The organism is Wolbachia endosymbiont (group A) of Opomyza germinationis (genome assembly GCF_964264765.1).
Classification (GTDB): domain Bacteria; phylum Pseudomonadota; class Alphaproteobacteria; order Rickettsiales; family Anaplasmataceae; genus Wolbachia; species Wolbachia pipientis.
On the sequence record NZ_OZ183482.1, the window covers coordinates 723,142 to 748,413 of the forward strand.

Consider the following 25,272-nt stretch of genomic DNA (forward strand, 5'->3'; position numbering starts at 1 on the left):
GGGAATTTATATCTTAAAACCGCAAAAAAAGGTGTGCGTATTTGTGAAAAAAAATCTCCATAAAATTTGTGAAGCAATGTGGTGGGACTAGTGCGATTCGAACGCACGACCTTCAGATTAGGAGTCCAACGCTCTATCCTGCTGAGCTATAGTCCCGTATTTCCTACCATTCATGTAAAGTTATAGCAAAAAATCCTTTCTTTTCTAGATTTCTTGCATAACCAATTTATGACGACAAAAAACATTTCTGTACTTCTTGAGTATAATGCTATTATATTTAATAACATGGTTTAAGTAAGATTAATGCTAGTTAACAATATTGGTTATTTCTATAACAATCAAAACGACTTTGCTTTAAGCAATATAAACATTAAAGTAAAGAAAGGAAATGTTGCATGTTTATTGGGGCATTCTGGCTGTGGCAAGTCAACAATTTTGAAATTAATTGCGGGGATAGAAAATCCAAAATCTGGAACTATTTTTATAAATGATAGGTTAGTTGCAAGTAATAAGGCATCAGTCGCTATAGAGCATAGAAATATCGGATTGATTTTTCAGCATTCTGCATTATTTCCTCATAAAACAGTAGTAGAAAATATAACCTTTGCTATCCGCAGCTCTTCCAAGAGAGAAAAGCACCTAATTGCATTGGAAATCTTGAAGTTACTCAATATAGAAAAATATGAAAATATGTACCCTAACGCCTTATCTGGAGGACAGCAACAATTAGTTGCAATAGCAAGAGTGATGGCACAAAACCCTGATGTTGTGTTGTTAGATGAACCATTTTCTAATTTAGATATACTGCTCAAGTGCCGAATAAGACAACATATATTGTCCCTTTTTAGAAGTAAAAATATCCCTGTGCTAATGGTAACTCATGACCCGCAAGAAGCATTGAAAGTTGCAGATTTTATCTACGTAATGAAAAATGGTAAAATTATTCAATCAGGAGTTTCTAGCGATATATACCATAAGCCTAAAGATGATACGCTAGCAAAGTTTTTTAGTGAGCTCTCTTCTACTCTACAGTTAAGCGAAAAGTTTCCACTTATTCGCTGCAAGAAAATAATCTAGTTTGGGATTGTTATAAAATAATTAAAAAACCTTGATTTATAATTAAATAAAGGTGATATAATCTATGTGTTACTTGACTTCAGTCAAGTTTTAATATTTAAAGGTCAATATTTTAAATGGAGGTGAAAATGAGTTTAGGACCATGGCAATTGTTTCTAGTCTTAATAATAATTTTAGTTCTGTTTGGTGCAGGCAGATTACCGCAAGTTATGGGTGATTTAGGAAAAGGCATCAAAAACCTTAAACAGGAGCTTAAGGACTCAGAAAAATTATCGTCTAATGAACCAGATCGTTAGCGTCCTCATACTTCGTGACATGCACCTTAGTGCATGTCATCTGTTTAAAAACTTAGTCAGGTTAAAGAATGAAAGAGATGAAGTGTTGGTATGAAATAAATAACAAATATTGAAATACAGCAACAACTATGTTAGCTTAAGAGGAATATTTTATTAAAGGATAATTGTGCAAAAAAGTGAGAAACTAACTAAAGATAAAAAACTAGCTTCTGATATTCTAAAAGAGGTTGCAGATACCAATAACAATGATAGCAATAAAGTAACTTTGTTTGACATTAAAACAGCTTTGCATGAGCGCGGTTTTGGTATTTTAATAATCATCTTCTCCTTGCCGCTATCGGTGCCTATACCGGTTCCACCTGGTTATACAACTATTCTTTCTATACCTTTAATCTTATTCTCACTGCAGCTTCTATTTGGATTTGATTCTCCTTGGATGCCCAGTTGGCTAGAAAGAAGATCTTTTCAGCGTTCAACACTAGCTCTTGTGGTAGAGAAAACTTCCCCTGTATTAGAAAAAATAGAAAAATTCATGAAGCCAAGACTGTCTTTCATTTTCTATGGGCCTGGTGAGAAGATTCTGGCTTTTATGATGTTGCTTTGTGCAATAATAATAGCTCTTCCATTACCTTTTACTCACTTCCTTCCTGCAATTGGCACAACTCTTATTTCACTTAGCATTATGAGTAAAGACGGGTTTCTATCCATATTGGGAGTTTTAGTATCATTGTGCGCGTTGTTGCTTACTCTTGTTGTAATAGTCAAAGGACCACAACTTATAACCGGAGCACTTTCTCTTCTTAAAAGCTTTACAACACTTTAACAAAAGAACGAATTACTAGCGCAAAATGAATAATGCATATTGAAATAAAACAATAATTGTGTTAAGAATTATTTTTATCAAAGGTTTTTCGTGTCAAAAAATGATAAGTTGACTAAAAGTGATAAATTAGCTTCTGATATTCTAAAAGAAGTTGCAGATACCAATAACAATGATAGCGATAAAGTAACTTTGTTTGACATTAAAACAGCTTTGCATGAGCGTGGTTTTGGTATTTTAATAATCATCTTCTCCTTGCCGCTATCGGTGCCTATACCGGTTCCACCTGGTTATACAACTATTCTTTCTATACCTTTAATCTTATTCTCACTGCAGCTTCTATTTGGATTTGATTCTCCTTGGATGCCGCATTGGTTGGAAAGAAGGTCTTTTCAGCGTTCAACACTAGCTTTTGTGGTAGAGAAAACTTCTCCAGCATTAAAAAAAATAGAAAAGTTCATGAAACCAAGAATGTCTTTTATTTTCTATGGGCCCGGTGAAAAGATTTTAGCTTTTGTAATGTTGCTTTCTGCATTATCGATAGCTCTTCCATTGCCTCTTACTAACTTCATTCCTGCAATTGGTACGACTCTTATTTCGCTTGGCATTATGAGTAAAGATGGGTTTCTATCCATATTGGGAGTTTTAATATCATTGTGTGGGCTATTGCTTACTCTTGTTGTAGTAGTCAAAGGGCCACAACTTATCATTGGGGCATTTTCTTTTCTCAAAAGCTTCGTATATGGTTAGGCTTTACAACACCTTAACAAAAAAAAAGGAGCTTTTTACACCTATCGATAAAGATCATGTGAAAATGTATGTTTGCGGACCAACAGTATATGACACAGCACATATAGGCAATGCACGGTCTGTTGTTGTGTATGATGTGTTATTTCAGCTACTTAAGTTTTGTTATGGCAAAGTTACCTATGTGCGTAACATAACCGACATTGATGATAAGATAATTAATGCAGCAAGTGAAAAAAATAGCAACATAGAAAGTATCAGCACATATTACACCAAGGCTTTTCATGAAGATATGAGAAGCATAAATTGTGCAGAGCCAACACACGAGCCAAAAGCAACGAAAAACGTAGATTATATTATAAAATTAATTGAACATTTGCTGCAATCAGGCCACGCTTATGAATCTGACAAACATGTGTATTTTAATATAGAATCTTACCATGAATATGGTGCTTTATCAGGAAAAAAAACTGATGAATTGGTTCCAGGTAGCAGAGTTGAAGTTAATGAAAATAAAAAGCACCCGGGAGATTTTGTGCTGTGGAAGCCTGCAAATGATATTGACTACAAACTTTCAAGTTATTGGAATAGCCCATGGGGAGAGGGCAGACCTGGATGGCATATAGAATGCTCAGCAATGTCATATGCTTACCTTGGCAAAGATTTTGATATTCATGGTGGCGGCATAGATTTACAATTTCCTCACCATGAAAATGAAATTGCACAGAGTAAGTCTGCATTTGCTGGATCAATGTTTGCAAAATACTGGATACATAACGGTTTTCTTACAGTAAATGAAGAGAAAATGAGCAAGTCCTTATTTAATATAGTCAAAGTAAGAGATTTGCTAGATAGTGGAATAAAGGGTGAAGTAATACGCTATGCACTGCTCAAAACTCACTACAGAAAACCACTTGATTGGACAGAAAACGTTATTTCTGACGCACAGGAAACCTTAAATAAATTTTATCGGCTATCACGTGGTTTAGATACAATAAATATTGATGAAAGTAACGCAGAGATTTCTAAAGATTTTATAGACGCTTTAAAAAACGACTTAAACATTCCTGAAGCTCTAGCTATATTACATGAAATGGCTGCAAAAATTAACAAAATGAGTAATGAAAGTGAAAAGCTAAAATTAACTGAGAGTTTTGTTAAGAGTGCCAGATTTATTGGTCTTCTTGAGTCAAGTTATGAAAAGTGGTTTGCTGTGGATGTAAATCATCAAGAAATAGAAAGGTTGATAGACTTAAGAAAAATTGCAAAAAAAAATAAAAATTACGATACTGCAGACAAAATAAGGGATCAGTTGAAACAAATGGGGATTACAATTTCTGACAATGAAGATGGTACAACAACCTGGTAAACTCATATGGAAAATTACTTTCTGTTATTCACAGATAGTCTAGTATCATCATTAGTCTTACCCATACATCAAGGTTTTGTGTTCAATACCATGCTTTATTTCAGGTCGTATCACACTCCACTACTGATGTTATTTTTTGGAGTACTAGGATCAAGCCTTGGTGGAATAGTTAACTGGTATTTAGGTAGAATAACAATCTCTATACGAAAATCATACCGCAAACTAGAGAACGAGCATAAAACACCAAAAATCGTAAAAAATCTACTGATTTGTGCAGTTACATTACTTTCATGGGTGCCAGCACTTGGAAGTGTGATTCAAATTTTATCAGGTTATTTTAAGTTAAACCTTTATACCCTTGCCCCTTTAATCATTCTATCTAATTTCTTCTATTTGTTATATCTAATACTTACTTTTGGAGTATAACAGCTATAGTACTACAGCCATTAAAGCCCACTTCTGTCATCCTATGCCCTGATAGAAGCGGAGCTATAAATTAAATGCAAAATTTCAGTAGTCACAGGATGGATGCACCATGAGCTAAAAGCCATTCCACAAGATCCCTATGATCAAAATCAGTGGCATAATGTAATGCTGTCATTCCCCTATTATTCTTAGCATTAACATCTGCTTTGCGTTTTAGTAGCACTCTAGCCGTGTCAAAATTTCCCATAATAGCAGCAAAGTGTAGCGGAGTGTTGCCATTTTCATCTTTAGCGTTAACATCATCCCCTTCTTTAATGAAGTATTTTGTTAATTTTTCACTTCCAATTTTAGCAGCATGGTGCAGTGGAGTTTTATTGCATTCGTTCTTAACACTAACATTTGTGGTGTGTTTCAATAGTGTCTTAGCTAAAGCAACCATACACATCCCATCGTCAATAGAATTTGTATCACGAGCTGAAAGTAACTCCACAAGTTCTTGGTGATCAAAATCAGTGGCATAATGCAATGCTGTCATTCCCCTATTATTCTTAGTATCAACATCTGCATTGTGTTTTAGTAGCACTCTAGCCGTGTCAAAATTTCCCATAATAGCAGCAAAGTGTAGCGGAGTGTTGCCATTTTCATCTTTAGCGTTAACATCGGCACCTTTTTCAATGAGGCATTCTATCGTTTCTATACTTCCACTTCTAGCAACATAGTGCAGCGAAATTCTATTTTGTTCGTTCTTAACATTAACATCTACATTATGTTCTAATAGTACCTTAGCTACGGCAACCCTACCCATCTTAGTAGCAAGATGTAGCGAAGTATCGCCATCTTTATCCTTAGCATTAACATCTGCATTATGTTTTAATAGTACCTTAGCCACGTCAACCCTATACATCATAGTAGCCCAGTGTAACGCAGTGAAGCCACTTTCATCTTTAGCGTTAATGTCCGCCCCTTTGCCTATAAGGTATTCTACTATATCAACCCTTCCATCATAAACAGCCTGATGTAACGGAGTGATACCATATCTGCTCTTAGCATTGACATCTGCACCCTTATTGATAAAATATTGCACTATGTCCAATCCTCCACTCTCAACAGCTGAACACAATGGAGTGCTGTCAGATCCATCCCTAGCATTAACAACACAATTAAATTTATCTGGGTGTTTTTCTTCCATATGTGTTAATACGCACCTAACTGCCTCATAACTGCCACTTTCGGCAAGTGAATGCAACGGTGTATATTTCCATTTACCATAAATAGGATTAAAGTAAAATTCGTCAATTAACTCACCATACTTACTCACATATCCCCAAACAGATGCAACAATAGAATTATCTATTAATACATCATAACTGTTTATCAATTCTAGAGCTTTCCTTAAGACCTCTTCTTCTCGGCCTTTCTCTTGTAATTTTAATCTAGTCACCTTTTGCACTAGTCTGTAAATATTTACTACTCCTTTCCTTAATTTAATCATTGAATATCGATTAAGTAACTCAACAGCATTCCACAACGCTTCTTTATCATTAGCTACTTGCTGTGAAAAGATTTCTTCTATATAAATCTCATTAGGAGAAAAATAGGCCATTATCTCGAGAATGCTCAATGCTTCCGGCCCAAATTTTTTTTGCACTATAGCATCAATTGTAATTTTCCAAGTTATGAAAGTTGCCTTAGCATAACGATCACTTTTATATTCGGACTTAAAGTCAAGTAGCTTCTCTGCTATCTTTTCACACTTTTTCAGATAGCCACCAACTCTAATCCTTTTTCTACCCCTATGACTAAATACAATATTTTCTTCACTAATATATGTAACCGCTAGTTTTAAAGCCAATTGGGAATATTGTAGTTCCTGTGCTAGCTTTTTTATTTCCTTATTCTGTAAATTGTTTTCTATATTCAAAGCCCTTTTAACAAATTCTAAAGCTTCTATTTCATCAAATTCATCTGATTCTTCTATATCTCCTTCTTCTCTTGCTTTCGATTTTTTGTCACGAGGACCATAAGGTTTCTTATGGGGTCTTTGCTTGTTATTTTGCGCTGTTACAGCTGCATGTATTTCATTCAGTGTTTTACTATCCTTATGCTGTTGTTTTGCTATTTTATCAATTCCTTTATTCCCTTTCTTTACCCCTCGTTCTATCCCACATAGAGTGCTGGCCCATAGCTCCACTTTTTGGAAAAATTCTTTTCCTTCTTCTGGCGAAAGAAAACGTCCTTTTATATCTTTCACCCAGTCTGATATTTTCTCCAGAAGGTCATTGCAAAAGATTTCATTGTCACCAACATAGCCAAACTTTTTGGCCAATCTACCACTCATCTCACCTTTAAACAATTCTTTTAGCTGACTTTCATTGGGCAAATTAACCGCAAACACTAGTTCATTTAAAAAGTCTTCGACTTCTTTATCACTGACTTCTCTACCTACCTTACCCTTTATAAAATCCTTATTTTCCTGCAAGTATGAGATAATACTATTATCAAATTTATATCTTACACCATCACCTACATCCAGAAACTCATCTTGTGTGTCTATTCTTATAACTGAAATTTCCTTTTCTTTATTCTTTCCACTCGACATCATTCTCAGCTTTCTCACTTCATGTTGTGCTGAATCTGTGAAATCAAAATCAATATTCGTAACAATAGCAAAATACTTCATCTCACCCTTAAACTTTCCATTACTTTTGATCTTTAAATAAGCAATAAAGTATTTCAACAAATTAAACTCACCACTCTTTGTTAATAAGCTACCTACACTGATTTTTTCAGTTCCATCTTGTTTGTGTTTGACTTGCACAAACCTATGTATTGTTGTTTTATTTTGCTTACATTGGAGAACAACATCATCAAAGCCTGCAGCTGACTTCAATTCTGTAGCTAAGCGGAAAGGACATTTTTTATCCATCACACGCATGAGAAATAATATGAGCCACAACTCTTGATAGTCAATACCATGGCGAGAACATTTTGCCCCCTAAACAGGATGATCTTCAAGCATCCTCAACCTCACATAATTTTAAAAATAGTACCAACAAATGGTAAAAAAGTTATATGTCATGATATACAGATATCGTAGCGTAAATCTGAGAATATCTACGAGATGTGCTGTTATGTAAATAAAAAAATGTGACTAATTACTTAATCTTTCACTCAAAATTGAATTCACGACATCAGGGCTGGCTTTTCCCTTGGTAAGTTTCATAACTTCGCCGACAAAGAATCCGTATAACTTTGTTTTACCGCTTTTGTATTCTTGAACTTTATCTTGGTTGTTATTGATGATTTTGTCGATAACTTCTGATATTTGACCTCTATCGGTTATTTGTTTTAGGCCTTGCTCTTCTATAATTAAAGATGCAGGTTTGCCAGTTTCAAACATACTATCGAATACCTGCTTGCCAAGTTTAGCAGAGATTGTTCCATCAACGATAAAATCTAAGAGTTCGGACAAAGCATTTGCTTTGATTGGGGAGCTCACAATATCAATACCTGCTTTATTCAAACGACCAAAAAGCTCTACGGTTAACCAGGTAACGGCGAGCTTTGAATCATGTTTTTTTATCAATTCCTCAAAATAATCAGCAATTGCTTTATCGGAGGTAATGACGTTTGCATCGTATTCATTGATACCCAATTCCTCAATGTATCGCAGCTTTTTTTGATCTGGCAACTCGGGCAAAGATGATTGAATTAAATCAATTTTATCCTGGCTTACCTCAACAGGTAATAAATCAGGCTCAGGGAAGTATCTATAATCGCTTGCATCCTCTTTGCTTCTCATCACTTTTGTTTTTCCCGAAGCAACGTCAAACAATAAGGTATCTTGACTTATTTCTTCTCCACTTTCTAAAATTTCAATTTGTCTTTGTATTTCATAGTCTATAGCTTGCACAATATAACGTATCGAGTTCAGATTTTTTATTTCACAACGAGTGCCAAATGTACTACTGCCTTTTAGGCGGACAGAAACATTTGCATCACAACGAAGTGATCCCTTTTCCATATCACCATCACACGAACCAATGTAACGCAAAATCTGCCTCAATTTTTTCATGCATTCTGCAGCTTCCGCAGATGAACGGAGATCTGGTTCTGAAACAATTTCCATTAAAGCAACCCCTGCACGATTTAAATCTACATAAGTTTTGCTTTCCTCATGAACGCTCTTTCCTGCATCTTGCTCTAAATGAATTCTCGCAATTCTTATTTCCTTTTCATTGTCGTTGATAAATACTCTACCATTTTTAACTATTGGCTCAAAAAACTGGGTTATCTGGTAACCTTGCGGTAAATCAGGATAAAAATAATTTTTCCGATCAAAGTAAGAATACTTATTAATTTCTGCAGAAAGTGCAAGACCAGTGCGTATTGCTTGCTCTATGCAGTAATAATTTAGTATTGGCAGCGTACCTGGCATTGCCGCATCAACTAGAGAAACTTGAGTGTTATGCTCAGCACCAAATTCCGTTGATGAGCTAGAAAATAGCTTCGTATTAGAAGAAACTTGAGCATGCACCTCAAGCCCAATTACCGCTTCCCAATCCTCTTTCGTCATGTATTTTATTTAAATGATAATCTTAATATTCTGCAAAATTAGCACAAAAAGTCAAAACAAAACTCATGTTAGCTAAGTGGTATGCAGATTGTTTTACCCATAGAAACGGGTTAAATGCAAAAGATTACTTGACAAGCTTCGCCAGCCCTCTTATCATAAAATTGAAGCTGTTTATTTATCTTCTCTGTACAGATTAAATGACAAAAAAACTCACGTATCTGGCGTCTCATGTTTAATTTTTTGCACTATGTGCACCTTATGTCTTTATCAAACTTCTACCTACATAAGCTGAAACGCGCTTATAAAGCGTTTAAAACATAAAAAAACGCCAACTTAAAAAATGGATAGTGAATAACTAGCTACCCTAGGGTTTCTTTTGCCTTTTTTTCTGTTTAGTAAATTTCTTAACGTTTATAATTTAGATTAGTTGCGGTTTAAAAGCAACTGAATCGCGGTTATTAAGTGTTTAGAATAAAAAAACGCCATACTTGAAAGTATAATGTAAGTAATTAGCCAACCACGGGGCTTCTTTTGCCTTTTTTTTCGTTTGGTAAATTTCTTAATGTTTGTAGCTAAACGATAACCGTCATCCCGCTACTTGTTAGCGGCCGAGATACCGCGAATGAATTGCGGTATGACGTAGGATTGCTGTCATTCCAGTGCCAAGCACTGGGATCCAGCCTTTATTATTTGGTTGAAATTAAGTCTTCTGGATCCCAGTGTCAGCTACTTGGATGACACCATTCTTTTTCCTGGATTCCAGTGTCTGGGCACTGGAATGACATCCTCCCTTGTGGAGATTGCTCTCAAATCACAATGTTCGTACAGCTATGCAAACACAAAGGTGTCATTCCAGCGCGTGACGCTGGAATCCAGTTGAGCTATTTCAACAAAAATACTGCATTTTGAGATGAACGTCTATTCTCACCAGACTTATTTACAAGTATAACAATTAAAGTCTGGATTCCAGTGTCAAGCACTGGAATGACATCATAGGGGCACTGCCCTTTTGGATGGAAACCAGTGTCAGCTACTTAGATGATACCTTTTTTCTACTTAGTTTGGGTTATGCAAGAAGTCTATTGCATTCCTGAGCAATTTGATTCATTATTCTTTTTGTAAAAAATTTTCTTAACTTTCTCTCCACTTTTTTGGTAAGGTCACTTTAAAGGAAGTCTAATAGATGCTACATAGAAATCCAGATGAGTTTCTAAAGTCTATTCCAAAAGATAAGCGCATAATGTGCCTTGACATGGGAGAAAAGCAAATAGGCATAGCATTTAGCGATAAAATACAGCTCATAGCCACAGCTCATAGCATATATCACAGAAAAAATATGAGCAAAGATTTAGGTTATCTGCATAGAATATTCAAAGAAAATGAATCTGGATCAATGGTAATAGGACTACCATTAAAAATGGACGAGCAAGAAACTAAATGGTGTAAAACTATAATCCAATTCGCAAATAAAATAATAAAAAAATATAAAGTAAATATATACTTACAAGACGAAAGCTTCTCAACATCTATCGCAACTCATACACTAAAAATTACTGGAATATCAATCACAAAATCGAAAAAAATAGATGATAAAATCTCCGCATGTATTATTTTGCAACGAACGTTAGACAAGATAAATACAATCAAATAGTTTTTCCAGATCTGGAAATCTTCAAACTGAATCCCATATAAAAGTTACTCAACAAAACAAGAACCTTTCGTATAAGCATGACAAATTGCTACAGCAAGAGCGTCAGCAGCATGGTGGCATTTTATACTCAAATTTTTAACTATTTGCTTCACCATAAATATAATCTGATCCTTATCAGCATGGCCATTTCCGGTAATGCTTTTTTTTACATAGTTTGCATCATATTCATTCATAGTTAGCTTTGTTATTTTTAACGCTAAAATTACAACCCCTCTTGCATATCCTAAAGTTAGTGAAGATTTAGGATTTTTATTAACAAAAATTTTCTCCACCGCAGCTTCATTCGGAGAGTATAGGGAAATTACTTTCTTTAATTGTTCAAAAATTATATGTAGGCGTTCACCTGTACCCAATTTACCATCAGTTGATATGGTACCGCCGCCCAAAAATTCAATATTATTTTTTTCGTTCAGGCTGATAATGGCCCACCCAGTCTTGCTTATTCCTGGATCTAGACCTATTATTTTAACCACTTAATAAACGCTTAACCAATAGACAAACAAAAATAAAAATATCCAGACTACATCTACAAAGTGCCAATACCAGGAGGCAAACTCAAAGCACAAATGGTCCTGAAGTGTAAATTGGCCTTTCCGTGCTCTAAATAAACACACTGATAAAAATATTATTCCTATTATAACGTGTGCGCAGTGAAAACCGGTAATCATATAAAAATTGGATGTATAAATAAGCTTTTCTCCTGTTTCTTGTAGAGAAAAACTCGCTTCATGATACTCTATTGCTTGCACTATTATAAAAAAAACTCCAAGCAATATAGTTATGGACAGCATTTTAATCATGCTCTTTTTATCATTTTTAAGTAAAGAGTGATTTGCCCAAGTAATTGTTGTACCAGAAAGCAATAATATTAATGTATTCATGAATGGTAGTGACCACGGATCAGGTGGCAAAATTCCCTCAGGGGGCCATTCAACTTTTTTTGCAGGAGAAAACGCCTCAAATAAAAAAACTGGATCAAGCCAGGCCTTAAAGAATGAACAAAAGAACACTATAAAAAATACGACCTCCGAGAGAATAAACAAGTACATTGCAAATTTGAGTCCATGTTTTACAATGGCAGTGTGACATTTGTCATAAATGGCCTCCCTTATTACATCTCTCCACCAATAAAACAGCACCCCTGATACTGCGGAGATTCCCAAAACTAAACAAAACATTCCGACAATTTGTTTATGAAGCGCGCCAACTAATCCAAGTGCAAGAATAAGAATTGCTGCTGATACAGCAATTGGCCAAGGGCTTGGATCCACTAAATGAAAATCATGTTCTTTACTTTTCATAGCATTTTAAAAAATACTTATTAAGGATACAAATTAGCTTAAAATTGTCAATGTTCCTTAGGAAATTGATTGAATCTTGAAAAATTATATGCACCGTTCAAAAAATCTAACACAAATTGTGCAGTTATTCTAAACAACTCAAGCATTCTGCTCTTTTCGTTTTCTCTTGCTCTGCTGCAATATCCATCAACAATATTTTCCAAAATAATGCATCCAGACTTTACTGAATCACTGTAACAAAAATTAAACCAATCCCTATATCTATTATTTTTCTTGAATCTATTTTTCATGCTATCAACGACAGTCTCGTATATAAACATGCAAGAATACAAAACCGTCATAGCCTCATAGGTATTACTATGCGAGATGGATAAAAGAAAATTAGTGAAATTAAAACACTCAAGAGATTTCTTTTCGCGACTTATACCGTACATAGTAAAGTAGTAGTCATATAGCATTCTATTAACAGTCACTACTCTTTGGGCTACTTCAGCAAGCGAGATAATACTACTATAATCTTCCATTTTGGATGCAGTAATTAAGGTGGTACGAATATAATCACCTAAGAACAACGTCTTTTGTTGAGCATAGAATTTGAAGTTCTCTATATTTAGGGTGTTATTCGCTAACTCAACATTAAAAGGATGCTCAATTATATCCTTTAAAAGATTTGACCCGTAACAGCTCCTAATTATGCCACTGAACACTGTAGTTACCGATAAAAGATCAAGTTAACGTAAATAATCCGCTGCTAATATTCTTTGCTAGATATATTAGAGTAATATGCCTCATCCCAAAACATTATTTCTAATTCCAGCCCTTTCTTAAAAAACTCATACATCCTCTTTTTTTCACAGTCACTAGCTTTTTTATATAGCTTATTTGTAATATCAGTAACCTCATCAATTACAGCATTTACTGTTTCGCTACTATAAATGTTGATCCACTCTTTGTATTTGTTATTTTTAACCCCTTTAGTTGTTATCTCATTTACCATATGGCGTATAACGATTTGGTATATGTTAAAGCAAGAATAAGATGCTACTAAAGCTTCATTAACAGAATTGTGATATGCGGCACTCATGAAAAAGTCAGTAAAGGCAGAACAAGCTCTTGACTTTTTGTGATCATCAGATAGATCACAATCTTCAAAATATTTTTTATACTGTTCTCGAACATAAAATGCTCCTTGTGCCAAATTGATTAAACTACTCATCATTTCAATATCATCAACTCTAGCTGCAACAATTAAAAAAGCACGAGCGCAATCTATACAATACAGAAAATCCTGCTGAAGGTAGAATTTGAATTTTTCATAATCTAATGTATTATTTATCAATTCAACATTAAAAGGGTGTTCTTTTATTTTATCAATAAGATCAGAAAACTCTTTTACAATTACGTTGTACAGTTCTCCTTCTATTTCGTTATACACTTTATAAGCCTCACAATAAAAATTGAATATAAAAATTATTACTAATATGGTATAATTATTATGAAAAAGCGTGCTATGCTTTAACAATAAGCTAGTATATAAATATGGGGCTGTAAATCAAAAATTTTAGCAATCTAAAGAAATTTTACTATTACCTTCTATATTGAATTCTCTACGAAGATCAGCAGACAAGTTTATGCTTTCCCAAGAAAATCCACCGTCACTTTCTGACTCTTTACCAAAATGTCCATAACAGGCTGTACGTTTATATATAGGATGATTAAGCGATAAATGCTTGATTATGCCTTTTGTTGATAAATCTATATTATTCTCGATAAACTTTTTAATTACTCTTTCCTCTACCTTATTCGCACCAAATGTATCAATATAGAGTGAAGTAGGTTTTGATACACCAATTGCATAAGAAAGCTGCACAAGACAACGTTCAGCCAAACCTGCAAAGACAATATTTTTAGCAAGATATCTTGCCATATAAGCCGCAGATCTATCAACTTTGGTTGCATCTTTTCCGGAAAACGCTCCTCCACCGTGTGGAATATAACCTCCATAAGTATCAACCATAATTTTTCGTCCGGTTAATCCACAATCACTAACCGGTCCACCAATAACAAATCTACCAGTTGGATTGACTAAGAGATTTTCCTCAGGACACATCCATCCTTCAGGTAAAGATGAAACTATGTAAGGGTAAATTATTTCTTTTACTTTTGATTGATCCAAATCCTCAGGGTGCTGTATTGAGACAATAATACTTTCAGCACGTACCGGGAGGTTATTCTCATATGCCAAAGTGATTTGTGACTTTGCATCTGGACCAAGTTTTGCTTCTTTAACTGCGCTCATGATATTTTTCAGAATCGAGTGTGCATAAAAAATGGGTGCCGGCATAAGGTTTTCTGTCTCTGTTGTTGCATAGCCATACATTATGCCCTGATCTCCAGCACCTTGATCCAACCCTATTGCAATGTCATTTGATTGCTCATGCAGCAATATATTTACTTTCACTTTTCTCCAGTGGAACCCATCGTGCTTGTAACCAATATCTTTTATTGTATTCCGTACAATACTTTCAATCCTGCTATTTTTGATGTTAGGCCCAAACACTTCCCCAGCTATAATAACGTTATCTTTGGTGACTAAAGTCTCTATTGCAGCTCGCGCAAAAGGATCAGTAAAAAGGTACTCATCAAGTATTGCATCTGAAATTTGATCTGCTACTTTATCTGGATGACCAGCCGCCACTGATTCACTGGTTACTAAATTTTTATATAAACTCATGTTTTTGCTTATACAATATCAAAACCGCTATAGAAAACACAGTTAGTAACTACTAAATGGTGGGTCTGGGAAGAGTTGAACCTCCGACCTCACGCTTATCAGGCGTGCGCTCTAACCACCTGAGCTACAGACCCCTGATTTATTCAAGCTGAAGCTTTCATATTATCTGTAGGCAAGATATCAATAAAAGTCTTTTTATTTGCTGATCTTCTAAAGCTGACCCAGCCTTCTATTTTAGCAAAAATCGTATGATCTTTACCTATACCAACATTCTTTCCAGGATGGAATTTTGTGCCTCTTTGGCGCACAATTATGTTACCAGGAATAACCTTCCCATTCTTCTTTATTCCTAACCTACGACCCGCTGAATCTCTACCATTACAGGAACTACCACCTGATTTTTTAGTTGCCATATCTTACCTCTTACTTTTGAAGACTAATTTCATTTATACGAAGAACAGTTATATACTGCCTATGACCAGTTTTCCTACGGTAATTTTTTCTTCTTTTCTTCTTAAAGATTATAATTTTTTCCCCCCTGCACTGCTCCAACACTTCAGCTTTAACAGTAGCATTAGATGAATAAGATAAGCCACTATTTGAAATACAAATCACCTTATTGATTTCCACCTCTTTTTTTTCTTCAGCTTCTAACTTCTCTACCTTTATTATACTACCTTCTTTTACTAAATATTGCTTTCCACCAGTCTCAATTACTGCAAACATGATAAATATAAATTATTGTTATTAACTTTAATCGTAAACGATGTCATATACGCTGTCAATATAAATAAAAAGCATGACTTAACGTTCTTTTTGAGCTACTAAAATACTTCTATCTGTTTTCATCTTTTATCTACCTTTTCTCAGACAGTAGACTTCTTGCATAACCTAAGCAGAAAAAAGGCAAATAGTTATTATAGCTCTAAGTTTACCGACACCGTCATGCAAGTAGCCCCTTCTCCTGTCATCCGAGTAGCTTGACACTGGTTCCTTTATGACGATGTCATCCAAGTGTCAGCTACTCGGATGACAAAAAAAGGAGCACTAGGATGACATCATCCTTTTTTGGGATTCCAGTGTCACGCACTGGGATGACAGCAGTCCTACGTCATACCGCCGCGAACCGTCATACCGCGATTCATTCGCGGTATCTCAGCAATAGATCCCGCTAACAAGCAGCGGGATGACGATTGTCGTTTAGCCATAAACATTAAGGAATTTACCAAATGAAAAAAAAGGCAAAAGAAACCCTAGTCATTGTCTATTTTCAGTATTGGCGTTTTTTAAGTCTTAAACACTGCAATTTAGCTGCTTTTAATTGCAACTAACCTACGCTGCAAATGTTTAAGAAATTTACTAAGCAGAAAAAAAGACAAAGGACCCCCGAGTTAGCTAGTCTTTTACTATCTCTGTCGAGTATTGGCATTTTTTGATGTCTTGTAACGCTTTATAAGCGCGTTCAGCTTATTTAGATAAAAATCTAGATGTAGATGAAGTTTTGTAAAGACATACAGTATCTATATACTGCAAAAAATTAAACATAAGACGCCGATACATTAAGTAATCCTTACCTTTTAATCTGCAGATTGGCGAAAGCAAATACAATAGCTTCACTGTTATGATAAGGGGGCTGGCGGAGTTTGTCAAGGAAGTTTTTTTGTTTCTATTCCCAATAAAAGTTTGTTATATGGTTATGCAAGAAGTCTAATATTAAAAATGACACAACAACATAATTAAATTAGACTACTTTATTCTCTTAGTTACTTGCTTTTCTCTTGCTATTGCAAGGCTTTTTTCTGGTACATCCTCAACTATAACACTACCTGCTGCAATTACAGATTCATCATGAATATTAAGCGGCGCAATTAGTGAGCTATTGGCGCCAACAAAGCAATTGCTCCCTATATTCGTTTCATGTTTATTTTTCCCATCATAATTACAAACAATAGTGCCTGCTCCTATATTACTCTCCTGCCCTACTTTAGCATTTCCTATATAACTTAAGTGTTTTATTCTAGTGTTTTGACCAACTTCACTTGTTTTCACTTCCACAAAATTTCCTATTTTTGCCTTATTACCAATTGTTGTGTTTCCGCGTATTCTGGTAAATGGACCGACCTCAGCATTACTTTTAATTAAGCAGTTTTCTAAATGCGAAAATGGCAGTATTTTCGCACCAGACTCTATTTTCACTCCAGTACCGAAAAAAACATATGGGTAAATAACTGAATCTCTGGCAATTTGCGTATCAAGAGAAAAGAAAACAGTCTCTGGTGCAACAAGCGTTACTCCGGAGTCGGTAAAAATTTTTCTTTTATTTTCTTGAAAGTAAAACTCAGCTTTTATAAGGTCATTTCTGTTATTTATTCCCGTTGCTTCTTCTCCACCGGTAATAACGTAACCGACATTTAAATTACTCTTCACTGCAATGGAAACTATATCGGTCAAGTAATATTCATGAGTTGAGCTATTGCACTCTATTTTCTCCACCAATTCACGTAAATTCTTTGCACATGCAACCATTATTCCAGCATTTGCAAGAAATTCTTCATGATTATTTTTATCACTCTTTGCTTCTACGATTTCTCTTAAGGAACCATTCTCAATAATTAACCTACCGTATTCTTTATTGCTTGTCCTAAAACCTAGGCAAACTAGAGCCTTGCCTTCTAAATAACTAATCATTTTAGTTATTGTGCTGCTTTTTATGAGCGGAGTATCCCCATACTGCACAACAACTATGCTTGAATCTGGCAATTCTCTTAGGTTTCTCATCGCAGTTTTGACCGCATCTCCCGTGCCAAGTGTTAATTCTTGTGTAATTAACTGTATATCCTTAAAACACTTTAGTCTTTCAATTAAAGGCTGATCAACTACAACAGCAATATTTTCAGGATTTAACTGTTTTGCATTGTAAATGACATGCTGGAGCATGGAAAAACTGCCTATTTTGTGTAGGACCTTAGGCAAATCTGAATTCATCCGCCTGCCATGCCCTGAAGCAAGTATAACGAACGTATGAGTTTTACTTATCACTTATCTTAAAGATGAAAAATGAAAACCGTAATGATCAAGCCAGCTGATTTTGTTGTCATAAAAGCTCCTCAAGTCGCTAATTTGATATTTTAGCATTGCAAGCCTTTCTATACCAATGCCAAACGCAAAACCGTTGTATTTAGTATGGTCTATTCCAACATTTTGAAATACATTTGGATGCGTCATACCGCATCCCAGTACTTCTATCCATTTACTACCTTTATAACTTATGTCCACTTCCGCAGAAGGCTCGGTAAAAGGGAAAAAACTATTACGAAAACGTATCTTCAGCCCTTTATCGCCAAAGAACTTATTAAGGAAGTGATGAATAGTAAATTTTAACTGGCCCATATTGACATTCTCATCGACATATAACCCCTCTATTTGATGGAACATAGGGGTGTGAGTTGCATCAAAGTCGTTTCTGTATACTCTACCTGCGGCTACTATTTTAATTGGGAATTTTTTTGTTTTTTCCATGGTTCTAATCTGTACAGATGAGGTGTGAGTGCGCAGTACCATTCTTTTATCATCTATTTTATTCTTTAAGTAGAAGGTATCTTGCTCCTCTCGTGCAGGATGATGACTTGGAGTATTCAGTGCATCAAATACATGAAATTCATCTTCAATGTCAGGGCCATCAACTGCCTTAAAACCCATATGTGCAAAAATAAGCTTTACTTCATTTAGAACCTTACTGAGTGGATGGACCTTGCCAATTTTTTCTGGCCTCGCAGACAACGTGATATCAACTGCCTCGTTCTGCAATTTAAAGTTAACTTCTTCGGCTTTTAGTATATTCTCCTTATTCATTATAAGCTGATCTAGCTTATTACGTAAAACGTTGATAACTTCGCCTAAATTGCGCTTTTTTCCTGCGTCTTCTATCTCTTTTAAGTTGTCAAAATAAGCTTTAATTACACCCTTTTTTCCCAAATATGATAGCCTAACTTTTTCTAAATCTTGTAAAGAAGAAGCATTCTCAATTTCGGAAACTGCTTTATCTTCAAGTGAAAGTATGTCATCTAATAACTCTTTATTCATCTTAAAAACGCTGGCTTAAACTTTCATTATAGTGAAATTTTAAATATCATCAACAATCCGAAAAATTGCCCTATTCTGATTATTAATTTATTGACTGATTAATCTTTTTTATTTACCTTTGCGTTGATGAATTTGCTGTATCAACTATGCACAACAGTAATACTGAAACTAAGAATAAGTATAAAATAGAGGATTTACCTAAGCTCTTTAAGGAAAAATCCAGAAACATAAGTAAAGCATTTTCTAGCGAAACAATTAAGATCAGTACTATTCGCTCGAGAAGTATTGAAAGTAATATACAAGAATTTTCATTTGAGCTAACAGCAACAGATAAAGACACCTTTAATATAAGATTATTTCGAATAAACTCTTTAATTAATTTTTTCAAAATCTGCCTTTCCCGGGAAAAAAATTTTACAGCCAACATAAAAGTGCCCAAAGAAAGCAGTGAACTATATAATAACTACTGTAAAACTAACAGTTATAAAACTGTAGAAGAATTCGTAAATAGTGCTCCGCCTCAAATCCTTCTGCAGGGCACAACGATAACGCTACAAACAGACGTTGAAAACATTAACCTGGACAACTTGTACCAAATCGAGTTATTTCTAAATGAAAAGCTACAACATGCAGAAAAAACTGAAAATGAAGACAAAAAAGAACAGAGTGAAACTAACCAAAAAAATGCACAAAATAAACAAATCGTACCAGTTACAGGCTCATTTGGCTTCGATGTAACAAATAATGGAAAACAAGTTACACGTGTTTCGATAGTAGTTGCTGCAATGCATGAAAACGTTTTCTGGTTTAGATCTTTTTTCTGTCTACCCAATTTTTTTAATACGTCACAATTCTTTTCCCAACAATTGCCAAAATTTTCTATACAGAGCAACAATATACCATTTGGTGTTATTCCAGCGTTTGACCAGGAAAAAAGAAACATGGATCCAAGTAGTCAAGCTACTCGGATGACAGGGGGTAGTATAGAAAATCCAATACCTCAAGAAGCAGAACAGAATGTAGGTCAAACTACTTCGCACACAGAGTATTTTAAGGCTAACAGAAAAAAGAAGTCAAAAAAGCAGACCAAAGAACTATCAGAGAAAGAAAAACCATTAGCCATAAAACAAGCACAAAATGATGCTAGAGTAGCTATGATAGATAACCAAATTGAGCACAGGGGGAAAAAACTCGATAAAATATTTATTGAAGTGATGAGTGGATACAAAAATCAAGATCCAGAAACATTTTGCAATATTTTCAGCTCAGTATTCAATATTGTTTACTTTCAAGATAAACAATTACATGCAATATTAGAGCCAGGCGAGATATCAGAAGTATTACAGATACTCGAAAGGCCACAACCTCTTAGTAACTCACTTTTAGGTAAAGAATATTTACAAAAACAAGTATATAGAAAAAAAGAGCAATTGCTTAAATTAGTTTCAGGTGTTTATATACAACAACCTTCTCCACAACATGAAAATACTCCTCATAAATCTACAAACCCTTTACCAATTAAAGATCTTTCACCAGCAACAAATGAAGCTAAAACTCTACCACCTACTAACATTACACTCAAATCATCATTAAAAACTGTATTTTCCTCAAAAAAGGCTTATTTTTGTCTATTTATAATAGTAGCATCTGCATCAACACTTTGCTTATGGCATTTTCCGTTAGGAAAAGTGTCAATGTTAAAAGGATTAGTGCCACCAGAAAAAAGAGAAAGTATTGGGCTAGCATTGAACATAGGGTTACCAATATTAACTGCATTATGTGTTCTGAGTTTGGCTTATTTCATATATTCTGAATATTCTATAGAATCTATTGAACAAGTAAGTGAAAACGATCCCCTTTCTCGCGCCTATAGCTAGTGCAGGCTCAGTTTTCCTACGTCATACCGTCACGGTATCTCTAGATCCCGCTAACACGTAGCGGGATGACGAATTTGTCGTTTTTTAAATTGTCGGTAAACCAGAATTACTTTAACTATAACAAAATAGAAATAAGTTGTTGTAAAAAATTTTTCATGGTAAAATTATTTATTTTCACCATATGTTTAAAGGAATTATCACGGATATCGGGACTATAACTGATACTACCACTCACTCCAACTCTGATCAAATTTTCCATATCAAGACACAAAATTTATCCTCTATAAATAAAGGAGATTCAATAGCTTGCTCTGGTGTGTGTTTAACTGTTGTTGATATAATGAGCGATACATTTACAGTCCAAGCATCTCAAGAAACTATGAAGGTTGCTAACTTAAATACGTGGAGAATAGGAAAAAAAATAAATCTCGAACAAGCAATGAGATTAAGCGATAAGATCGATGGCCACCTGGTTCAGGGTCATGTTGATGGGATAGTAAAATTTTTAACAATTAATCAAAATTTAGATTCTCATGAAATCAAACTATCGTGCCCACAAGAATTAATTAAATTTGTTGCAAAAAAAAGCTCCGTTACACTAGATGGGGTTTCCCTCACAGTGAATTCAGTTATTAATCAGGAATTTACAGTAAATATCACTCCCTATACATGGGAAAATACAACTTTTCAGTACAACAAAGTAAATGATTATTTGAATTTAGAAATTGACATGATCGCTAGGTATTTAGATCAATTGATGCAGCATAAATACAATTAATTTTACAACCTTGTTATTTACAACTATTATATCTTGAAAACCATATAGATATAAAACATGCTTTTCGATAGCCTAATTATCTTCATTGTTGTTCTATGCGTAATAATCTCGGTAACTAGAGGCTTTATAAAAGAGCTATGCGCACTAATGTTTCTATTTTTATCGGTCTTTCTGACAGCTAATCACTATGATTTTTTCGCTCCAAATTATAGTAAATATTTTGATTCTAAAGTTACACTAAACATACTTTCTACAATCTCTGTATTTATTATACTTAATCTTATATTCATGATAATAAATAACTGGCTAATGTACATATTATCACCCATAAGGTTGGGGTTTATCGATAGAGTTACTGGAATCTTTCTCGGAGTGCTTAAAGGAATATTGCTCTCTTATGTATTATTTTTTGCTGTGCACTTATATTGCTACACAGTATATGACAAAAAAGAGGGAGAGTATAAAATAGAAGCAGAAGACATATTGCCTAATTGGATAATAAATTCACACTCTTATCAGGCTTTATTTGTGACAGCAGAAGAAGTAATTGACATGTATGTACCAGAGTCGTTGATACTAAAAATAAAAGAGATCGGTGGAGAAATGGTTGATCAAGAAAAACCTAAAAACAATAAAAAAGAAGAGTAAATATTTATTTATAAATATTTTCATTGGGAGTATTCAAAAAGCCATATGTGTCAGGTTAAGAGCACAGAATTTTTTACTGGAAATATTAATTTTGTTTTAGCAATAAATCAACTTAAGGTCATAATATCTTGACATTTATTTAATGTTGCTATATAATAGCTATGTACATTTTGTGTACTATAGCAATAAAATTACCTTGTAATAGGTGTATTGGACCCGAGGGCAGTACTCGGCGTCTCCACCATGTTTTTTAATTTATATGGGGACGAATAAGGATCGACATGCATAGTAAAGATGGTAGCTTTGCTCGGTTAGACACCACCGCTAAGAGTTCATAATTTAAATGCAAACGATAATTTTGCTGCTGAAGACAATGTCGACGCAATAGCTGCTTAATTTAAGCACTATAACTTCATTGCTATAAGCACGGTTCAGGGAACGCCGGGTAACAGAAGTTCCCCAAAATTTACGTATGTGAAAGTTATATGGAGCAAACAGATTACAAAAAACTGCTTAATTCTGCTAAGTTTCAAGTTATCAAAAAGACTTTAGATGTTATATCAGGTAATGGTTTTATCCCTCACTTAGAAATATTATTTTTCACATATTTTAATGGTGTGACCATGCCAGATCGTTTGAAAAAGTCATACCCTACTCAAATGCTTATTATATTACAGCATCAATTCTATGATTTAAAAGTTTCTGAGGATAAATTTAGCGTCAGTTTGAGTTTTCAAGGAAAACAAGAGCGAATTACTATACCGTTTTTTGCTATTAGTGAGTTTCGTGATAAAATTTCAGGAGATGTTTTAATATTTGACAAAATCAGTATCGACTCTGATAAAGAATACAAAAGTGAAAAATGTACTGAAAAACTATCAAACGGTAGTATTATATCCATAGATCAACTGCGTGATGAGTAACTGCTCATCTTTATAAACAAAAAATATTAATAGAAAAAAGTGGTCTAACTTAAGTAATAGAATAGAGGGTAGATAAATATGCTAAATCTTTAATTATTTATTAACGCAGGTGGCAAAATTTTTCTTACATATCATCAACTTCCTTTATTGAAAAATTCAGAAAAATGTTGTATAATTATTAGTAGACTTTGGTAAAACATATGACAGATTCAGGAATTAGTATAACTTTTGACCCAAAAACTTCACATAACCTTACTAAGTTAGCTGAAATCACCAAGGAATCCGTTCAAGAACTAGCAAAAAGGTTAGTCATCGAAGGAATCGAGTGCGAAGTAGAAGATATTGCGTTATATAAAACTATTAAGGAATGTGAGGATGTAGACTGGAATACAGTACTATCTGAAAGGGAGAGGACATAAACTGAAATACGATATTGTCTACTCAAAAAACTTTACTGAAAGAGATTTTCTAAATCTTCCAAAAACAATAAGATCAAGGATTACAAAAGCGATAAACGAGCGGCTTACAACTGATCCAATTAAATTTGGTAAACCATTACGTGGCAGGCTAAAAGGGTATAGAAGAATAAGGGTTAGTGATTATCGAATTATTTATACTGTAAATATTGCAAAACATAAGGTATTTGTTGCTACAGCAGGACATAGAGACACCATTTATGAGAAGGCTACTTGATAAACATTAAATATATTTTTATACAGCCCTCCTTCCTTCCTTTATTGAAAAATTAAAAAAAATGTTGTAAAATAGCTATAGTAGTAGACTTTGGTAAAACTGATGGTAAATTCAAAAGTTAGTGTAACTTTCAACCCAGAAACTTCGCAGCATCTTGTTGAACTAGCTAGAGCCACCAAGCAGTCTGTTCAAAAATTAACAGAAAAGCTAGTCAAGGAAGCAATCGAACTTGAAGCGGAAGATATTGCATTTTCCAAAATTATTAGGGAGTTAAATTCTGATGATGCAGAAGAAGTAGAGGATAGTGAAGACATCTGGAAATAAGCAATACACCATTAAATATCTAAAGCATGTTCTTAAAAGAAATTTGCCTTCCTTGCCGGAAGATGTAAAGCCAAGTATTAAAGATGCAATAAAAGAGTATCTTGAGACTGATCCTATTGGTAACGGTGTGTTGCTACGCAAGAGATTAAAGGAACATAGAAGAATAAAAGTTGCTGATGATTATCGTATTGTCTACCGTGTAAATACTGTAAAACGTATAGTAATTATTGTTTCAATAGGACACAGGGACAATATTTACAAGCAGGCAATATTGGACCTACTGAAACATTAAATATATTTTTATACACCACTCCTTTCTTTATTGAAAAATTAAAAAAAATGTTGTATAATTATTAGTGGACTTTGGTAAAACATATGGCAAATTCAGGCATTAACATAGCTCTTAGCGAAGAAACTTTAAAGCATCTTGCTGAATTATCTGAATTTACTAAACAGCCCGTTCAAGAATTAGCAGGAAAACTATTTAGAGAAGCAGTTGAGCTTGAAATGGAGGATTTTTTAGTATCTAAAATTTCTGATGAGCGTGATGTTGAAGGTGCAGAAACAGTTGATTTTGAAGATATTAAGTGGGATTAGAGCGTTACAAGGTTAAGTCTCTAAAGAGTGTTGTTGAAAAAGATTTACCAAACCTTCCAAAGATAATAAGGCTAAGAGTTCAAAAGGCTATAAAAGAACGTCTTACAGTTGACCCAATAAATTTTGGTGAACCACTACATCATAACTTAAAAGGATGTAGAAGGCTAAGAGTTGGTGACTATCGTGTAATTTACAGAGTAAATCAATTAGATCATATAGTAACTATCACAGAGATAGGACATAGAGATGATATTTATAAGAAATAAATATCAACATTAATATATATTATACA

29 protein-coding genes, 2 tRNA genes and 1 other RNA gene are annotated in these 25,272 nt (G+C 34.3%); 19 read left to right on the top strand and 13 right to left on the bottom strand.

What is annotated here, in order from left to right; genetic code table 11:
- Positions 1–79 precede the first annotated feature (79 nt).
- Positions 80–156: transfer RNA gene (locus tag ACFEL3_RS03510), tRNA-Arg, on the bottom strand.
- 147 nt (positions 157–303) lie between these two features.
- Here ACFEL3_RS03510 and ACFEL3_RS03515 point away from each other — a divergent pair.
- The 6 genes from ACFEL3_RS03515 to ACFEL3_RS03540 all read left to right on the top strand — a co-directional run bounded on the left by ACFEL3_RS03515 (position 304) and on the right by ACFEL3_RS03540 (position 4,735).
- On the top strand, positions 304–1,077 hold the full coding sequence (locus ACFEL3_RS03515; protein WP_006280146.1) for an ABC transporter ATP-binding protein: 774 nt from the start codon (positions 304–306) through the stop codon (positions 1,075–1,077).
- A 128-nt stretch (positions 1,078–1,205) separates the two neighbouring features.
- Entirely contained in the window at positions 1,206–1,373 is a 168-nt protein-coding gene (locus tag ACFEL3_RS03520; protein WP_006013840.1) for a twin-arginine translocase TatA/TatE family subunit, read from the top strand.
- A 166-nt stretch (positions 1,374–1,539) separates the two neighbouring features.
- Positions 1,540–2,196, top strand: coding sequence for an exopolysaccharide biosynthesis protein (locus ACFEL3_RS03525; RefSeq protein WP_010962397.1), 657 nt, complete (start codon positions 1,540–1,542; stop codon positions 2,194–2,196).
- Positions 2,197–2,286: 90 nt separating this feature from the next.
- Positions 2,287–2,943, top strand: coding sequence for an exopolysaccharide biosynthesis protein (locus tag ACFEL3_RS03530; RefSeq protein ID WP_010962396.1), 657 nt, complete (start codon positions 2,287–2,289; stop codon positions 2,941–2,943).
- A complete protein-coding gene (cysS, locus tag ACFEL3_RS03535) occupies positions 2,936–4,309 on the top strand; it encodes a cysteine--tRNA ligase (protein ID WP_010082300.1) in 1,374 nt (457 codons plus the stop codon). The genes ACFEL3_RS03530 and cysS overlap by 8 nt, the downstream gene beginning before the upstream one ends.
- A 6-nt stretch (positions 4,310–4,315) precedes the next feature.
- A complete protein-coding gene (locus ACFEL3_RS03540) occupies positions 4,316–4,735 on the top strand; it encodes a YqaA family protein (RefSeq protein WP_010962395.1) in 420 nt (139 codons plus the stop codon).
- A 91-nt stretch (positions 4,736–4,826) separates the two neighbouring features.
- On the opposite strand, the gene ACFEL3_RS03545 is transcribed toward ACFEL3_RS03540, so the two are convergent.
- Together ACFEL3_RS03545 and gatB are read right to left on the bottom strand one after the other, a co-directional pair.
- Positions 4,827–7,625 (bottom strand): ankyrin repeat domain-containing protein, encoded by a 2,799-nt coding sequence (locus tag ACFEL3_RS03545; protein WP_375316741.1) that lies wholly within the window; start codon positions 7,623–7,625, stop codon positions 4,827–4,829.
- A gap of 261 nt (positions 7,626–7,886) precedes the next feature.
- Entirely contained in the window at positions 7,887–9,311 is a 1,425-nt protein-coding gene (gene gatB / locus ACFEL3_RS03550; RefSeq protein WP_010962393.1) for an Asp-tRNA(Asn)/Glu-tRNA(Gln) amidotransferase subunit GatB, read from the bottom strand.
- 694 nt (positions 9,312–10,005) lie between these two features.
- On the opposite strand from gatB, the gene ACFEL3_RS03555 reads away from it, so the two are divergent.
- Entirely contained in the window at positions 10,006–10,191 is a 186-nt protein-coding gene (locus ACFEL3_RS03555) for a hypothetical protein (RefSeq protein WP_138264918.1), read from the top strand.
- Between the two features lie 303 nt (positions 10,192–10,494).
- Positions 10,495–10,962, top strand: a complete 468-nt coding sequence (gene ruvX, locus ACFEL3_RS03560) for a Holliday junction resolvase RuvX (protein ID WP_265018027.1) — start codon at positions 10,495–10,497, stop codon at positions 10,960–10,962.
- A 44-nt stretch (positions 10,963–11,006) separates the two neighbouring features.
- On the opposite strand, the gene ruvC is transcribed toward ruvX, so the two are convergent.
- From ruvC to pheS, 10 genes are all read right to left on the bottom strand, one after another.
- On the bottom strand, positions 11,007–11,495 hold the full coding sequence (gene ruvC, locus ACFEL3_RS03565) for a crossover junction endodeoxyribonuclease RuvC (RefSeq protein ID WP_038199503.1): 489 nt from the start codon (positions 11,493–11,495) through the stop codon (positions 11,007–11,009).
- The gene (locus ACFEL3_RS03570) at positions 11,496–12,323 is read right to left on the bottom strand and encodes a cytochrome c oxidase subunit 3 (RefSeq protein WP_006279354.1); all 828 of its coding nucleotides are present in this window, start codon (positions 12,321–12,323) and stop codon (positions 11,496–11,498) included.
- Positions 12,324–12,370: 47 nt separating this feature from the next.
- Positions 12,371–13,030, bottom strand: coding sequence for a TenA family protein (locus ACFEL3_RS03575; protein WP_010962391.1), 660 nt, complete (start codon positions 13,028–13,030; stop codon positions 12,371–12,373).
- 44 nt (positions 13,031–13,074) lie between these two features.
- Positions 13,075–13,758 carry a TenA family protein gene (locus ACFEL3_RS03580; protein WP_038249063.1) on the bottom strand — a complete coding sequence of 228 codons (684 nt, stop codon included), beginning with the start codon at positions 13,756–13,758 and terminating at the stop codon, positions 13,075–13,077.
- 126 nt (positions 13,759–13,884) lie between these two features.
- Positions 13,885–15,057 carry a methionine adenosyltransferase gene (metK, locus tag ACFEL3_RS03585; RefSeq protein ID WP_375316742.1) on the bottom strand — a complete coding sequence of 391 codons (1,173 nt, stop codon included), beginning with the start codon at positions 15,055–15,057 and terminating at the stop codon, positions 13,885–13,887.
- A 57-nt stretch (positions 15,058–15,114) separates the two neighbouring features.
- Positions 15,115–15,191: transfer RNA gene (locus ACFEL3_RS03590), tRNA-Ile, on the bottom strand.
- A 9-nt stretch (positions 15,192–15,200) separates the two neighbouring features.
- A complete protein-coding gene (gene rpmA, locus ACFEL3_RS03595; RefSeq protein ID WP_010082252.1) occupies positions 15,201–15,470 on the bottom strand; it encodes a 50S ribosomal protein L27 in 270 nt (89 codons plus the stop codon).
- A 10-nt stretch (positions 15,471–15,480) separates the two neighbouring features.
- A complete protein-coding gene (gene rplU / locus ACFEL3_RS03600; RefSeq protein ID WP_010082251.1) occupies positions 15,481–15,783 on the bottom strand; it encodes a 50S ribosomal protein L21 in 303 nt (100 codons plus the stop codon).
- Positions 15,784–16,803: 1,020 nt separating this feature from the next.
- Complete coding sequence (glmU, locus tag ACFEL3_RS03605) at positions 16,804–18,096, bottom strand: bifunctional UDP-N-acetylglucosamine diphosphorylase/glucosamine-1-phosphate N-acetyltransferase GlmU (protein WP_010962387.1); 1,293 nt, start codon at positions 18,094–18,096, stop codon at positions 16,804–16,806.
- Complete coding sequence (gene pheS, locus ACFEL3_RS03610; protein ID WP_010082249.1) at positions 18,097–19,140, bottom strand: phenylalanine--tRNA ligase subunit alpha; 1,044 nt, start codon at positions 19,138–19,140, stop codon at positions 18,097–18,099.
- A gap of 146 nt (positions 19,141–19,286) precedes the next feature.
- On the opposite strand from pheS, the gene ACFEL3_RS03615 reads away from it, so the two are divergent.
- The 11 genes from ACFEL3_RS03615 to ACFEL3_RS03665 all read left to right on the top strand — a co-directional run bounded on the left by ACFEL3_RS03615 (position 19,287) and on the right by ACFEL3_RS03665 (position 25,246).
- Complete coding sequence (locus tag ACFEL3_RS03615) at positions 19,287–21,017, top strand: hypothetical protein (protein WP_138264796.1); 1,731 nt, start codon at positions 19,287–19,289, stop codon at positions 21,015–21,017.
- A 181-nt stretch (positions 21,018–21,198) separates the two neighbouring features.
- Positions 21,199–21,795 (top strand): riboflavin synthase, encoded by a 597-nt coding sequence (locus ACFEL3_RS03620; protein ID WP_010082169.1) that lies wholly within the window; start codon positions 21,199–21,201, stop codon positions 21,793–21,795.
- Between the two features lie 57 nt (positions 21,796–21,852).
- Positions 21,853–22,443, top strand: coding sequence for a CvpA family protein (locus ACFEL3_RS03625; RefSeq protein ID WP_010962383.1), 591 nt, complete (start codon positions 21,853–21,855; stop codon positions 22,441–22,443).
- 124 nt (positions 22,444–22,567) lie between these two features.
- Positions 22,568–22,907, top strand: a transfer-messenger RNA (tmRNA) gene (gene ssrA, locus ACFEL3_RS03630).
- Between the two features lie 21 nt (positions 22,908–22,928).
- The gene (locus ACFEL3_RS03635; RefSeq protein ID WP_006279412.1) at positions 22,929–23,366 is read left to right on the top strand and encodes a ClpXP protease specificity-enhancing factor SspB; all 438 of its coding nucleotides are present in this window, start codon (positions 22,929–22,931) and stop codon (positions 23,364–23,366) included.
- A 200-nt stretch (positions 23,367–23,566) separates the two neighbouring features.
- Entirely contained in the window at positions 23,567–23,785 is a 219-nt protein-coding gene (locus ACFEL3_RS03640; protein WP_006279413.1) for a hypothetical protein, read from the top strand.
- 67 nt (positions 23,786–23,852) lie between these two features.
- Positions 23,853–24,059, top strand: coding sequence for a type II toxin-antitoxin system RelE family toxin (locus tag ACFEL3_RS03645; protein ID WP_231115925.1), 207 nt, complete (start codon positions 23,853–23,855; stop codon positions 24,057–24,059).
- A 102-nt stretch (positions 24,060–24,161) separates the two neighbouring features.
- Entirely contained in the window at positions 24,162–24,383 is a 222-nt protein-coding gene (locus ACFEL3_RS03650; RefSeq protein ID WP_095742622.1) for a hypothetical protein, read from the top strand.
- Positions 24,364–24,675, top strand: coding sequence for a type II toxin-antitoxin system RelE family toxin (locus ACFEL3_RS03655; protein WP_010962380.1), 312 nt, complete (start codon positions 24,364–24,366; stop codon positions 24,673–24,675). Before ACFEL3_RS03650 ends, ACFEL3_RS03655 begins: the two co-directional genes overlap by 20 nt.
- 83 nt (positions 24,676–24,758) lie before the next feature.
- The gene (locus tag ACFEL3_RS03660; protein ID WP_006279415.1) at positions 24,759–24,980 is read left to right on the top strand and encodes a hypothetical protein; all 222 of its coding nucleotides are present in this window, start codon (positions 24,759–24,761) and stop codon (positions 24,978–24,980) included.
- The gene (locus ACFEL3_RS03665) at positions 24,971–25,246 is read left to right on the top strand and encodes a type II toxin-antitoxin system RelE family toxin (RefSeq protein WP_007550684.1); all 276 of its coding nucleotides are present in this window, start codon (positions 24,971–24,973) and stop codon (positions 25,244–25,246) included. The genes ACFEL3_RS03660 and ACFEL3_RS03665 overlap by 10 nt, the downstream gene beginning before the upstream one ends.
- The last annotated feature ends 26 nt before the right edge of the window (positions 25,247–25,272 follow it).

Coding starts and splice junctions, on each gene's coding strand:
- ACFEL3_RS03570 (WP_006279354.1), bottom strand. CDS start 12,323: ATGAAAAGTAAAGAACATGATTTTCATTTAGTGGATCCAAGCCCTTGG.
- ACFEL3_RS03660 (WP_006279415.1), top strand. CDS start 24,759: ATGGCAAATTCAGGCATTAACATAGCTCTTAGCGAAGAAACTTTAAAG.
- ACFEL3_RS03650 (WP_095742622.1), top strand. CDS start 24,162: ATGGTAAATTCAAAAGTTAGTGTAACTTTCAACCCAGAAACTTCGCAG.
- gatB (WP_010962393.1), bottom strand. CDS start 9,311: ATGACGAAAGAGGATTGGGAAGCGGTAATTGGGCTTGAGGTGCATGCT.
- ACFEL3_RS03620 (WP_010082169.1), top strand. CDS start 21,199: ATGTTTAAAGGAATTATCACGGATATCGGGACTATAACTGATACTACC.
- ACFEL3_RS03615 (WP_138264796.1), top strand. CDS start 19,287: ATGCACAACAGTAATACTGAAACTAAGAATAAGTATAAAATAGAGGAT.
- ruvX (WP_265018027.1), top strand. CDS start 10,495: ATGCTACATAGAAATCCAGATGAGTTTCTAAAGTCTATTCCAAAAGAT.
- cysS (WP_010082300.1), top strand. CDS start 2,936: ATGGTTAGGCTTTACAACACCTTAACAAAAAAAAAGGAGCTTTTTACA.
- rplU (WP_010082251.1), bottom strand. CDS start 15,783: ATGTTTGCAGTAATTGAGACTGGTGGAAAGCAATATTTAGTAAAAGAA.
- ACFEL3_RS03625 (WP_010962383.1), top strand. CDS start 21,853: ATGCTTTTCGATAGCCTAATTATCTTCATTGTTGTTCTATGCGTAATA.
- rpmA (WP_010082252.1), bottom strand. CDS start 15,470: ATGGCAACTAAAAAATCAGGTGGTAGTTCCTGTAATGGTAGAGATTCA.
- ACFEL3_RS03520 (WP_006013840.1), top strand. CDS start 1,206: ATGAGTTTAGGACCATGGCAATTGTTTCTAGTCTTAATAATAATTTTA.
- ACFEL3_RS03640 (WP_006279413.1), top strand. CDS start 23,567: ATGACAGATTCAGGAATTAGTATAACTTTTGACCCAAAAACTTCACAT.
- ACFEL3_RS03540 (WP_010962395.1), top strand. CDS start 4,316: ATGGAAAATTACTTTCTGTTATTCACAGATAGTCTAGTATCATCATTA.
- ACFEL3_RS03635 (WP_006279412.1), top strand. CDS start 22,929: ATGGAGCAAACAGATTACAAAAAACTGCTTAATTCTGCTAAGTTTCAA.
- metK (WP_375316742.1), bottom strand. CDS start 15,057: ATGAGTTTATATAAAAATTTAGTAACCAGTGAATCAGTGGCGGCTGGT.
- ACFEL3_RS03515 (WP_006280146.1), top strand. CDS start 304: ATGCTAGTTAACAATATTGGTTATTTCTATAACAATCAAAACGACTTT.
- pheS (WP_010082249.1), bottom strand. CDS start 19,140: ATGAATAAAGAGTTATTAGATGACATACTTTCACTTGAAGATAAAGCA.